The organism is Geodermatophilus sp. TF02-6 (assembly GCF_003319115.1).
Lineage (GTDB): Bacteria > Actinomycetota > Actinomycetes > Mycobacteriales > Geodermatophilaceae > Geodermatophilus.
In genome coordinates, this window is sequence record NZ_QOHF01000016.1 from 86438 (window position 1) to 98719 (window position 12282).

11 protein-coding genes are annotated in these 12282 nt (G+C 77.7%); 3 read left to right on the forward strand and 8 right to left on the reverse strand.

What is annotated here, in order from left to right; translation table 11 throughout:
- Nucleotides 1-104: 104 nt before the first annotated feature.
- The 7 genes from dhaM to DQ238_RS15365 form a co-directional block, all read right to left on the reverse strand.
- Entirely contained in the window at nucleotides 105-515 is a 411-nt protein-coding gene (dhaM, locus tag DQ238_RS15335) for a dihydroxyacetone kinase phosphoryl donor subunit DhaM (protein WP_113782142.1), read from the reverse strand.
- 2 nt (nucleotides 516-517) lie between these two features.
- The gene (gene dhaL / locus DQ238_RS15340) at nucleotides 518-1168 is read right to left on the reverse strand and encodes a dihydroxyacetone kinase subunit DhaL (RefSeq protein ID WP_113782143.1); all 651 of its coding nucleotides are present in this window, start codon (nucleotides 1166-1168) and stop codon (nucleotides 518-520) included.
- Between the two features lie 3 nt (nucleotides 1169-1171).
- Complete coding sequence (gene dhaK / locus DQ238_RS15345; protein WP_113782144.1) at nucleotides 1172-2173, reverse strand: dihydroxyacetone kinase subunit DhaK; 1002 nt, start codon at nucleotides 2171-2173, stop codon at nucleotides 1172-1174.
- A gap of 551 nt (nucleotides 2174-2724) precedes the next feature.
- Complete coding sequence (locus DQ238_RS15350) at nucleotides 2725-3420, reverse strand: TcmI family type II polyketide cyclase (protein ID WP_113782145.1); 696 nt, start codon at nucleotides 3418-3420, stop codon at nucleotides 2725-2727.
- Between the two features lie 604 nt (nucleotides 3421-4024).
- The gene (locus DQ238_RS15355) at nucleotides 4025-6493 is read right to left on the reverse strand and encodes a lysylphosphatidylglycerol synthase transmembrane domain-containing protein (protein WP_147263092.1); all 2469 of its coding nucleotides are present in this window, start codon (nucleotides 6491-6493) and stop codon (nucleotides 4025-4027) included.
- 327 nt (nucleotides 6494-6820) lie between these two features.
- The gene (locus DQ238_RS15360; protein WP_113782147.1) at nucleotides 6821-7372 is read right to left on the reverse strand and encodes a helix-hairpin-helix domain-containing protein; all 552 of its coding nucleotides are present in this window, start codon (nucleotides 7370-7372) and stop codon (nucleotides 6821-6823) included.
- A 125-nt stretch (nucleotides 7373-7497) separates the two neighbouring features.
- Nucleotides 7498-8688: a hypothetical protein gene (locus DQ238_RS15365; RefSeq protein WP_113782148.1), complete on the reverse strand. Its 1191-nt coding sequence runs from the start codon at nucleotides 8686-8688 to the stop codon at nucleotides 7498-7500.
- Nucleotides 8689-8807: 119 nt separating this feature from the next.
- Between DQ238_RS15365 and DQ238_RS15370 the strand changes: the two genes are divergently transcribed.
- Complete coding sequence (locus DQ238_RS15370) at nucleotides 8808-9881, forward strand: tyrosine-type recombinase/integrase (RefSeq protein ID WP_233495997.1); 1074 nt, start codon at nucleotides 8808-8810, stop codon at nucleotides 9879-9881.
- A gap of 12 nt (nucleotides 9882-9893) precedes the next feature.
- Here DQ238_RS15370 and DQ238_RS15375 read toward each other — a convergent pair whose 3' ends face one another.
- Nucleotides 9894-11543 carry an alpha-amylase family protein gene (locus DQ238_RS15375; protein ID WP_113782149.1) on the reverse strand — a complete coding sequence of 550 codons (1650 nt, stop codon included), beginning with the start codon at nucleotides 11541-11543 and terminating at the stop codon, nucleotides 9894-9896.
- A gap of 134 nt (nucleotides 11544-11677) precedes the next feature.
- On the opposite strand from DQ238_RS15375, the gene DQ238_RS23330 reads away from it, so the two are divergent.
- Entirely contained in the window at nucleotides 11678-12001 is a 324-nt protein-coding gene (locus DQ238_RS23330) for an HAD family phosphatase (protein WP_199506367.1), read from the forward strand.
- A gap of 23 nt (nucleotides 12002-12024) precedes the next feature.
- Nucleotides 12025-12267 carry an HAD family hydrolase gene (locus tag DQ238_RS23335; RefSeq protein ID WP_255418061.1) on the forward strand — a complete coding sequence of 81 codons (243 nt, stop codon included), beginning with the start codon at nucleotides 12025-12027 and terminating at the stop codon, nucleotides 12265-12267.
- The last annotated feature ends 15 nt before the right edge of the window (nucleotides 12268-12282 follow it).

Sequence of the window (12282 nt, forward strand, 5' to 3'; positions counted from 1 at the left end):
CAGGCAGAAGGACCCCCTCCTCCCCACCCTCGCTCCGCTCGGGGCGGTGCCCTGGAGGGGGCCAGGCGCGAGCTCGCGAGTGGCGGGGGGCAGGGGGTCCTCCATCAGCCGGCCAGGTGCGCCTGCTTGGGCGCCAGCCCGCGCGCCGCCTCGCCCGCCACCCGGTCCCGGTCGGCGCCCGCGGCCGCGGTCACCGCGGCTCCGACCAGCCCCTCCACCAGCGGCGCGGGGGAGAGCACCACCCGGGCGCGGACGTCGTCGTCGAGCAGCTCCAGGGCGGTCTCGGCCGACAGCACGGCGCTGCCGAGGTCCATGAGGACGACGACGCCGTCCCCGCTGTCGGCCGCGGTCACCGCGTCGGCGATCGCCGTGGCGTCGGTGCCCAGGCCGCCGTCGACGTCGCCGGCCGCCACCTCGACGGCCAGCTCCCGGCCGGGCAGCATGCCGCGGGCGAGCTCGACCGCGGCGTCGGCCAGCGCGCGGCTGTGCGACACCACCACCAGCCCGACGGGCACGCTCAGCCCCTGCCGGTCAGCGCGGTCGCGGCGGCCTGCACCAGCAGGGCCGCCGAGGTGGCGCCCGGGTCCTGGTGGCCGGCGCTGCGCTCGCCGAGGTAGCTGGCCCGACCCTTGCGGGCGACCATCGGCACGGTCGCGTCCCGCCCGTCGGCGGCCGCCCGCGCGGCGGCCCGGAGCGCCTCGTCGAGCGGCTCCCCGTCGGCCAGCGCCCGGTCCAGCGCGTCGCAGGCCGGGCCCAGCGCGTCGAGCATCGTCTTGTCCCCGGGCTCGGCCTTGCCGCGGGCGACGACGCCGTCGTACCCGGCCCGGAAGGCGGCGGCCAGCGCGGTGCCGTGGTGGGTGGGGTCGGTGACACCGCCGAGCGCGCCCGCGGCGCGCAGGAAGAAGGTGCCGTAGAGCGGGCCGCTGGCGCCGCCGACGGTGCGGATCAGCGTCGTCGCCACGGTCTTGAGGGCCGCGGCGGGGTCCGCGGGCGGCTCGGCGTCGAGCGCGGACACCGCGGCGGTCAGCCCGCGGTCGAGGTTGGCGCCGTGGTCGGCGTCCCCGATGGCCGCGTCGAGCGCGGTCAGCTCGTCGCGCTGTTCGTGCACGAGACGCGCGAACTCGCCCACCCAGGCGGTCAGGGCGGCGGTGTCGACCGGATCGGCCACCGGTCAGGCGCCCCAGCGCAGCGCCGGGGTGCGCACGGGCGCGTCCCACAGCCGCAGCAGCTCGTCGTCGGCCTCGAGCAGGGTCACCGAGCAGCCGGCCATGTCCAGGCTGGTCATGTACGAGCCGACGAGGGTGCGGGCGATGCCGACCCCCGCCTTCTCCAGGACGGCGGCCACCTCGGCGTACATCAGGTACAGCTCGAGCAGCGGGGTCGCGCCCATGCCGTTGACGAAGGCGATCACGCCGTCCCCGCCGGTGAAGTCCAGGTCGGCCAGGACCGGCTCGACCAGCATCTCGGCGATCTCCCGGGCCGGCGCCAGCGGCACCCGGCGGCGGCCGGGCTCCCCGTGGATGCCGATGCCGATCTCCATCTCGTCCTCGGGCAGGTCGAACGTGGGCCGGCCCGCCGCCGGCACCGTGCACGAGGTCAACGCCATGCCCATGCTGCGGCCGGCGGCGTTGACCCGGCGGGCGACCTCGGCGACCTCGGCCAGCGGCCGGCCCTCCTCGGCCGCGGCGCCGGCCAGCTTCTCCACGAGGACGGTGACGCCCACGCCGCGCCGGCCCGCGGTGTAGAGGCTGTCCTGCACGGCGACGTCGTCGTCGGTGACCACCGCGACGACCTCGGTGTCGGACTCGGCGGCCACCAGCTCCGCGGCCATCTCGAAGTTCATGACGTCGCCGGTGTAGTTCTTCACGATGTGCAGCACCCCGGCGCCGCCGTCGACGCCCCGGGTGGCGGCCACCACCTGGTCGGGGACCGGGGAGGTGAACACCTCGCCGGCGCAGGCGGCGTCGAGCATGCCCGGCCCGACGAAGCCGGCGTGCATCGGCTCGTGGCCGGACCCGCCGCCGGAGACCAGGCCGACCTTGCCGCGCACCGGGGCGTCGCCCCGGAGGACGACCCGGTTGTCGGAGTCGACCCGCAGCTCCGGATGGGCGGCGGCCATGCCCCGCAGCGCGTCGACGACGACGTCGGCGGGGTCGTTGATGAGCTTCTTCACCCTGGCCTCCTGACCTCGGGCTGCGTGACCGCGGTTCCGCTTGGCAGGAGGCTAGGAGCGCCTCCCGGGGTGCACAAGCAGCCGATGGCGTCGGCGGACGGCGCCACGACCACCAGCGGCGCGAGGGTCCGACGCCCTGACCGTCGCCGGCGGTCGCCCCACGGTGTCGGCGGGCGGCGTCGGCGGGCGCCGGGGTGCGCGGGTCGGGCCGCCGCCTCGGGTCCCGCTCCACCCCGCCGGGTCACGTCCCCGGGGAGGGGGGACCCCGGGTCCGCCGCCGGCGCTCGGGGGACGTTGTCCCGGTGGCGAGCGGCACGGGCCCGGACGTGACCCGCAGCGCCGCGGGCCGGCTGGCCGGCGAGGCGACCTGCTGGCTGCCGACGGCCTTCCGCGCCCGCGGTGGTCAGCCGGGCCGGACGCGGACACCGCCGTGGCCACCTGACGCATCGACGGGCAGGCCGGTGCCGACGGGGAGCAGGCCGTGCAGGTCCGCGTCGACCCGGACGACGGCAGCGGAGCGCCGGCCGGCGCCCCGCTGCCGTCGCCGGTGGTCAGTCCTCGGGGGGCGTCCAGTCGTCGGCCTGCCAGCGGTGGAACACGTGGGCCACCGAGTCCCGCGGGGTCTGCCAGGTCTCCGGGCGGTACGGGCTCACGTACGGGCCGAGATCCTGCATGATCTTGGCGAAGGCCGGCCGGTGCGACTCGTGGTTGGCCCGCACGGCCGCGGCCTTCTCCCTGTCCTGCTCCAGCAGGTGGAGGAACACGTCCTCCATCGAGTACAGCCAGCGACCGGTCACGCCCGTCTCGACCGGCAGCCCACCCGCGTCGGACTCGGCGAAGACCCGGGCGATGTCGGCCTCGGCCCCGGGCTTCATCCGCTGGACGATCACGGTCAGCTCCCGGTCGTCGGACACCTCGCCCTCGGGCACCCAAGAGTAGAACGGCTTGGCGACCGAGTGCGACGGGTTCTCCCAGTAGCTCGGGTACGGCGTCACGTAGGGGGCGATCTGCTCGGCGATCGCCTGGAACGCGGGCAGCCCACGGCGCTGGCCCGACACCTCCGGGTCCTCCTTGCGCTCGATGACGTGGATGTAGAGGTCCTCGTACGAGAGCAGGTACCGCCCGATGACGCCGAGGTCCTGCGGCCTGGTGGACTCGTCGTAGTAGGCGAAGACCGGGCCGACCTTGTCCTCGCTGCCGGGGACCATGTGGCAGACGATCACGTTCCGGAAGGGCCGGAAGACCATGGCTGCTCCTTGCGTGGGATCGGGTTCGGCGAGACGACGGAGCGCGTCGCGGGGACGAGCGTCTCGTCTCCGTCCTCGGAGGGGGAGGACTTCGGCTCTGCTGGTGGGGCCGTGGGTTAAGAGCAGGCAAACGCTAGAGCCACTCCAGCGACGGCCACATCCGTCACAGGTCGCGTTCCGCACCCGCGACCACCGCATGGGACGGCGCGGGGAGCGCCTGCACCGGGAGGTGCGGCTCGGCGTCCGGCGTCCGGTGCCGGCCGGAGCCGGGGCACCCCTACCCGGGTATGACCCGTGCCCGGAGGCGTGCAGCGGGGTCGGCCGACGGTGCCCGGTCCCGGCTGCTGGCCGCTGCCGGCCGCCCGGGCCGCCGTGCCCGTGCGGTCCCGGAGCGGCTCGACCGGGGACGCGGCGCCCACCGCCCCCTCCGGAGGTCGGAGCGGGCCTCCTCCCTGCGGCGCGGCGGCCTCCCCGGGGACCGGGCGGGTCCGCGCGGCCGGCGGGGACCTCCACCGCAGGTGGTCCGGACGCCGCCGGCGGCTCGTCGCCCGCGGGACCACCACCGGCGTCCCCGCAGACCTGCGCTCCCCGACCGAGCGGGCTCCTACACGAACTCGGACCGCTGCAACCAGGCGAACGCGGCCCAGCCGGGGAGGATCGGCAGCCAGAACGTCGTGAGGCGGTACAGGAAGACGGCCGGGACGGCGATCGTGTGGTCCATCCCGGCGGCGACCAGCCCCGCGATCAGGGCGGCCTCGAGGGCGCCGAGGCCGCCGGGGGTGGGGGCGACGGCGGCGATCGCGGCGCCGGCGAGGTAGACCGCGCCCACGGTGGCCAGATCCAGGCCGCCACCGAAGGCGCGGGTGGACAGGTACAGGCTGAGCTGGTAGCCGACGGTGATCAGGGCCGAGCCGCCCAGCAGCAGCGCGAGCCGGCCCGGGGTGCGCAGGACGGCGGCGACGCCGTGGACCGAGCGGCGCACCAGCGGGACCAGCCGGGCGGCCACCAGCCGGCGCACGGCCGGGACGGCGAGGGTGGCCGCGGCCAGGGCCAGCACCGCCAGCGCACCCCAGCCGAGGACCTCCGGGTGCGGCAGCCGCAGGGAGCCGAACACCGACCGCCCGGCCCAGACGGCGAACACCAGCATCAGCAGGACGTGGACGACGCCACCGGCCACGTAGTCCAGGCCGACCGCCGAGCCGGCCACCGCGCCGTCCACGCCGCTCTTCTGCAGGAAGCGCACGTTGAGCGCCACCCCGCCGAGGCCGGCCGGGGCCAGCTTGGAGGCGAACGACGAGGCCAGCTGGGCGACGAGCGTGGGCAGCGGACGCAGCCGGGCGGGCACGGCTCCGGCCAGGCTCAGGGCGGCCCCCACGTAGGTCAGCGCGGACGTCGCCACGATCAGCGGCGCCCAGGCCCAGTCGGCCTCCCGGACGCGCTCGGCCATGCCCCGCACGTCCCCGAGCTGCGGCGCGAGCAGGTAGGTCACCACGACCAGCGCGACGACGGTGAGCAGCGTCCTGGGGTGGATCCGCTCCAGGTCGGCCAGCTGCGGCTCGGGGACGCCGCACCGGCGGGACACGGCGGCGCGGACCTGCCCGACCAGGCCCCGGCGGTGCCGCAGCGCGTCCCGCGTGGCGCCGCTGAGCGTGGTCGGCTGCAGCCGGGGCAGGCACGCGGCCACGGCCTGCGGCCCCAGCTGCGCGATCGCGGCGTCCACGGCGGGGTCGACGCCGACCTGCAGGGCCAGCGCGACGAGCAGCTGGGCGACGTCCGCGTCGAGGAGCGCCGGAGCGGCGGCGACCTCGCTGAACCCCCAGTCGATGAGCCACGGACGGCCGGTGCGGTCGAGCAGGACGTTGGCGCGGCGCAGGTCGCGGTGGGCGACGGAGTGCCGGCGCAGGACGGCCACCTGCGCCCAGATCCCGTGCAGCACCGCCGGCGTCACGTCCGCATCGGGCACCCGGTCGAGGGTCGCGCCGTCGACCAGGTCGTGGGCGAGCAGGAAGGAGTCGCGGCCCACCGGGGCGATGGCCCGCAGCCGAGGGGTCCGCGCACCGGCGTCCCGGACGAGCAGCGACACCAGCGCCTCGTGCTCCACGGCGCGGCGCAGCGAGGAGAACGGCCGCTCGTCCCCGACGTCTTTGAGCCGGACGAACCGGTAGGCCCGGAACAGCAGGTCGGCAGACCGGTTGTCCGCGCCCATGACCTTGACGAACACCCGGCTGCCGTCGTCCAGGGTGGCCACGTGCGGCACCGAGCCGCGGGCGTCGACCGCCGCCGGCCGCACGTCGACCAGCGGCAGGCCGCTGCCGGTCAGGGCGGCGGCGACGGCGGCCCGGGTCGGCCGGCTGTCGGGACGGCCGAGCGCCAGCAGCGTCGCCGAGCCCGCCGCGGCGCCGAGGACGAGCGCGACGGCCAGGGTGGCCGGGAGGACGATCGGCATCAGCAGCCGCAGCGCCGTGACCAGCGCCAGCAGCAGGACGCCGGCGCGCCGCCACCGGCCGGACACGAACGGCGCGAGCACCCCGAACGACGCCGCGACGACGGCCAGGCCGTCCGCGAACAGCGGGGTGTCGACGCCGCCCCGGCGCACGACCTCGCCGGCCAGCACGGCGCTGTCCCCGCGGCCGAGGAAGGCCTCGACCCCGCGCAGCAGCGCCGCCGCGAGCACGCCGCTCACCAGCAGGTAGCCGAGCAGCCGGGAGCGCCGCAGCACGAGGGGTGCGGTCCAGGCCGCGATGAGCGAGGCGAGCACCAGCAGGGTCGAGGTCCCGGCCAGCACCCGGCCGACCGCCGGCGTCAGCAGCGACAACCGCCGGACCAGGTCGTCGTCCAGCGACCGGCCCGCGTCCCGGGACCAGCGGGCGAGCACGACCAGCAGCAGGGTGACCAGGACCAGCACGACGGTGCGCAGCACGTCGCTCGGGGACCGGACGTAGCCGGTGATCTCCTCCCGGGTGGCGTCCCTCGCCCCCGGCGCGGCGGCGGGCGCCGTCGGGACCCGCGGCGACGGGGGAGGCGTCCCCGGTGGCCGGACGCCCGGAGGCGTCGCTCCTCGAGTCTGGTCCATGCGCTGCGCCTCCCCGGGCACGGCGGCGCGAGATCCGGCTGGCCTCCCCCCGGGGGAGGCGGCGGCTCCCGAGGGTAGGGGCGCGGCCCGTGCGGCGGGGCGCGATCGGACCTCGGGCGCGCGACGGGCCCGACGGGTCCGGATGTGCGCGCCCGCGGCGCCGGCGGCGGCCGGCAGGCGTCCGGGACCTCTGTTGCCGAGCCGTTCCGCGACTCGCGTGCTCGCTGCGGGCAGGGCCCCGGGGACTCCCCGGGTGCGCCCCGCCCGCCAGCTGCCGCGGTGGGCGTCCGGTCGCCCGCCGATCGACCCGCCGCTCGTCGAGCCGGGCTACCCGCCGAGCAGCCGGCGCAGGCCGCGCACCGGTGCGCGGACCGACCAGAGCGCCACCCGCCCCGGCGCGGCCGCGGCGGCGCGCACCGCGCGCACGCCCAGCCGCAGCAGGTCGGCGTACTCCGCGGGCCGCGGCGCTCCCGCCGCAGGGGCGGGCGCGGGGGACGACGGCCCCGGGACCAGCAGGTCGACCGCGGTGCGCCGCCGCGGGGAGCGCAGCGAGTCGAACGACGGGATCGCCGGCGCCTGCGGCGACTCGTCCTCGGCCGGTCCGGGACCGTCCGCCGGGACGACGGGGTGCCCGGAGCCGGCCTGCGCCGAGGCCGCGACCCGGGGGATGGGCGTGGGCGGTTCGGGGACGACGAGCCGGATCGCGGCGATCAGCCCCGGACCCAGCCCGGGAACCGCGGCGAGGTCCCGCCGGGTCAGCGCCGCCAGGTCGTCGACGGTGCCCACCCCGGCGCGGGTCAGCGCGGTCACCGCCCGTCCGGGCAACCCCAGATCCCGGATCGTCGCGGTCGGCGCATCTCCCGGCGGCCTGGTCGGCATGCCGTCGAACCTAGCGCCGCCGCCCGCGGCGGCGAGGTCCCCCTCGGGGCCGACACGGGCGGCCGCAGGCCATCCGGGGAGGGCGGTCCGGCGGGATCCCCACGGTGCCGGCACCCCCGGTCGGGTCACCGGTCGCCGCGCCGCCGCTCCGGCTCGGCGGTCAGCGCCGCCACCCGGGCGCGCAGCGCCTCGACCTCGGCGGTGAGCGCGCCGACCCGCTCGGTGGCGGCGCGGGCGGAGCTCCCGGCCTCGGCCGCCCGCCGGTCGGCGTCCTCGGCGCGCTGGACGGCCCGGGCCGCGTCCGTGACGGCGGTCTGGCGGTCCTGCTCGGCGGCGGCCGCCCGGCCGGCCGCCGCCGCTGCCGCGGTCCGCGCGTCGTGCTCGGCGCGTCGGGCCGCGGCCCGCTCCCGCTCGGCGTCGCGGGCCTGCTCGCGCGCCGCCGCCGCGGCCGCCTGCGCCCGGTCGCGGGCGGTGAGGGCCTCGTCGCGTTCCCGCGTCCGGGTGCGGACGTCCCCGGTGAGGGTCCGCTCGGTGACGCTCCACTCGGCGCGGGCGCGGACGAGGGCGTCGTGCTCGCGGGCGGCGTCCGCCCGGTCCCGCTCCGCGGCCTGCCGCGCCTGCTCCGCCGCGAGCCGCGCCGCCTGGCCCTCGCGCTCCGCCGCGCGCGCGGCCTGCTCGGCGGCGCGGCGTCCCCCCTCGGCCTCGTCCCGCGCCGCCTCGGCCGCCACCCGGGCGGCCGTGGCCTGCTCGACGACCCGCCGCGCCTCGGCTCCGGCCTCGGCCACCCGGTGCTCGGCCGTGGCCCGGGCCTCCGCCGCGGCGTGCTTGGCGCCGCGGGCCGCCTCCTCGGCGGCGGCGGCGCGCTGTTCGGCGCGGCGGGCCTGCTCCTCGGCGCGCGACCGGGCGGCGTGCGCGGCGTCGACGTCCGCGCTCGCCTGGGCGAGCCGGGCCTCCACGGTGGTCTCGTCGCGGTACTGGTCGAGGGCGTCGGCGGCCGCGGTGAGCAGGACCGCCTGCGCCTCGGCGGCTCCGGCGGCCTCCCGGGTCGCCGCCGCCCACCGGCCCACCAGGGACCGGACCCGGCCCTCCGGGGGGAGGTCCTCGGCCAGCGCGGCGGCGCTCGCCGCGGCCCGGGTGGTCCTGGCGCTGGTCGCCCGGACGCGGGCCTGCCGGGCGGTCTCGGGGTTGTGGCGGGGGTCGGCGCAGAACCTCGGCGAGGGGCCGCTGCGTCCGGGCACCCGGGGCCGGCGCGGCTGCGCGCAGCCGGGATAGGCGCAGCGCTCGTCCGGGGGGACTCCGGTGGGGGTGGGCGTCACGCCGGAGATGATAAATGGGCCACACCGCCCATGTATCCATTAGTTCGCCGGCCGGGAGTGCGACCGATCGGCGGGTGGGGCACACTGCGATCGGTTCCGAGAAACACCTCTTCTGCGAAGTGACGTCCGGCCCGGGGAGGCGTGCGCTGAGCGAACCGTCTCCCCGCGAACCGTCTCCCCGCGGACCGGACACCGCGGACACCGCGGAGCACCCGGCGCTCGCGCCGGGCCCGGCCCGGGCGCTGTCGCCCGCGGAGCTGGCCTCGGTCGGCTCCTACGTCGCCGCCGCCCAGGCCGACTCCACCCGCGCCGCCTACCGCCGGGACGTGGCCGCCTGGGCCACCTGGTGCGCCGGCCGGAGCCTGCCGGCGGGCCTGCCCGCCGACCCCCTGCACGTCGCGGCGTGGCTGGCCGGGTTGGCCGACGCCGGGCACAGCCCGCGCTACATCGCCCGTCGGCTGTCCGCGCTCAACGACGCGCACCGGGCGGCCGGGCACGTCGCGCCCGGCGACTCCGCGGGCGTGCGGCGCACCCTCGCCGGGATCCGCCGCACCGCCACCCGGACCGGCTACCGGCCCCGGCAGGCGCGCGCGCTGGACACCCCGACCGTCCGCGCCCTCGTCGAGGACCTGCCCGGCACCCCCGCCGGGCTGCGCGACCGCGCGCTGATCCTGGTCGGCTACGCGCTCGGCCTGCGGGCCTCGGACCTGGTGGGGCTGCGGGTCGAGGACCTCACCCCGGCCGGGCACGGCGGCCTCGACGTCCTCCTGCGGTTCTCCAAGACCGACCAGAACGGCGCCGGGCAGACCCTCGCCCTGGCCGAGGGCGTCCGCGAGGCCACCTGCCCGGTCCGCGCCGTCCGCGCGTGGCTGGCCGCCCTCGCCGAGCGGGGCGTCACCTCGGGCCCGCTGTTCCGCTCCGTCGGCAAGGGCCGCAGCCGGCGGCTCGGCGCCACCGCGCTGACCACCCGCAGCGTCGACCTGGTCCTGGCGCGGGCCGCGGCGCGCGCCGGCGTGGCCACGACGGGCCTGTCCCCGCACTCGCTGCGCCGCGGCTTCGCCACCACCGCCTACGCCTCGGGCGTGAGCGAGAAGGAGATCAGCCGCACCGGCCGGTGGACGTCGCTGGTGGTCCGCTCCTACGACGCCTCCAGCCGGTGGGCCGACCCCGCCTCCGGCTCCCTGGGCCTCTGACCCCCGGAGCGCTCACCCGGTGCGCAGGGCCCGGCGCAGCCGGATCCAGCGGTAGCCGCAGCCGGCCAGCTCGAGGCCGGTGAGCGCCGCGGACGGCGGTGCGTAGCCGCGGTCGGCGAACACCTCCACCGGGTCGCCGTCCTGCTCCGGCTGCGGGCCGACGTCGACCCGGACGTCCTGGCCGCCGAGGTTGTGCAGGAACAGCAGCGTGCCCTGCGCCGCGTCCATGCGGTGGACGAGCACGGCCGGGTGCTCGACGGGGATCGGCGTGCAGGTGCCGCTGCCCACCTCCGGGCACTCGCGCAGGGTGTGCACCATGTGCTCGAACCAGCGCAGCAGCGAGTCGGGGTCGCGCCGCTGCGCGGTCACGTTCAGCGACGGGTAGCCGTAGGGCCCGTCGGCGAGGACCGGGCGCACCGGCTCGTCGGCCGTGGTGAAGCCGCCGTGGGCCGCGGTCGACCACTGCATCGGCGTGCGCAGCGACTCCCGGTCGGGCAGGGACAGGTCCTCGCCCATGCCGATCTCCTCGCCGTAGCGGAGCACGGGCGTGCCGGGCAGGCTGAACTGCAGGCTGTAGGCCAGCTGCAGGCGGGTCTGGTCGCCGCCGAGCATCGGGGCCAGCCGGCGGCGGATGCCGCGGCCGTAGAGCTGCACGTCCGGGTCGGGGCCGAACGCGGCGAAGCACTCGGCCATCTCCTCCGGGGAGAGCCGGGAGAGGTCGACCTCGTCGTGGTTGCGCAGGAAGGTGGCCCACTGTGCGTGGTGGGGGATGGGCGGCTGGCTGGCCAGCGCTCGGACGACCGGCGCGGCCTGCGACCGGGCGAGGGCGAGCAGGCAGTTCACCGAGAGGACGAAGTCGAAGAGCATGTGCAGCCGGTTGTTGCTGCCGCCGGAGTCGCCGAGGTAGCGGGGCAGCTCGTCGTCGGGCACGTTGGCCTCGGCCAGCACGACGGCGTCGCCGCGGCGCCACGAGATCCGCTCGCGGTAGCGGGTGAGCTGGTCGAAGTCCTTGCGGCCGTCCGGGTCGTCGGGCTCGGTGCGCTCGATGACGAAGGGGGCGGCGTCCATCCGGAAGCCGGAGACGCCCAGGCTGAGCCAGAAGTCCACGATCCGCTCCAGCTCGGCCTGCACGGCGGGGTTGGCGGTGTTCAGGTCGGGCTGGAAGGCGAAGAAGCGGTGGTAGTACCAGGCGCCGGCGACGTCGTCCCAGGTCCAGGTCTCCTCCTGCTCGCCGGGGAAGACCATGCCCTGCCGCCGGTCGGCGGGCTCGGTGTCCGACCACACGTACCAGTCCCGGTGGGGCGACCGGCGCGACCGGCGCGCGCTCTGGAACCAGGGGTGCTGGTCGGAGGTGTGGTTGACGACGAGGTCGAGCATGATCCGCAGGCCCCGGTTGTCGGCCTGGTGCACCAGCTCGGCGAAGTCGCCGAGCGTGCCGATGCGCGGGTCGATGCCGTAGTGGTCGGTGACGTCGTAGCCGGCGTCCCGGCGCGGCGAGGGGTGCACCGGGTTGAGCCACAGGCAGGTCACGCCCAGCCGCGCGAGGTGGTCCAGCCGGCCGATCAGCCCCTGCAGGTCGCCGACGCCGTCGCCGTCGGAGTCCTGGAAGGTCTCCACGTCGAGGCAGTAGATGACGGCTTGGCGGTACCACCGGTCGGCCATGCGGGGATCATGCCCGCCGCGCGGGCTGCGGGGAGGCGCCCGGAGCGGGGGGCAGCGGGGCCGGGGGCTCGGGCCCGCCGGGGCGGTGCCGGCCCGCTTGTCCGCGCCGCGCACCGGGGAGCAGGGTGCTGGGCGTGACCGAACGCGTCGTGACCTCCTCGGACCCACCCGCGCTGCTGTTCGACCTCGACGGGACCTTCATCGACAGCGTCTACCAGCACGTCCTGGCCTGGCAGGAGGCGCTCACCGCGTTCGGCATCGAGCTGTCGGTGTGGCGGATCCACCGCCGGATCGGGATGAGCGGCGGGCTGTTCGTCACCGCCCTGCTGCGCGAGACGGGCGGGTCGCTGACGCCCGGGGGGTCCGGGAGCTCAACCTGGCCCACGCCGCGGCCTACGCGCGCCGCCGGGACGCCGTCCGGCCGCTGCCCGGAGCGCGGGAGCTGCTCGCCGCGCTGACCCGGCAGGAGGTCACCTGGGCCATCGCGACGAGCGGGCTGGGCGTGGACGTCCGGCACGCCATCGTCGTCGGCGACAGCATCTGGGACCTGCTGGCCGCCCGCCGGGCCGCAGCGCTCGGCGTCGGGCTGCTCTCCGGCGGGTACGGCCGCGACGAGCTGGAGCGGGCCGGCGCCTACCGCGTCTACGCCGACCCCGCGGACCTGCTGGCCCACCTCGACGAGATCGGCGTCCGCCAGCAGGAGACCTGGACCGAGGCGGACTGACCGAGGTGGACTGAC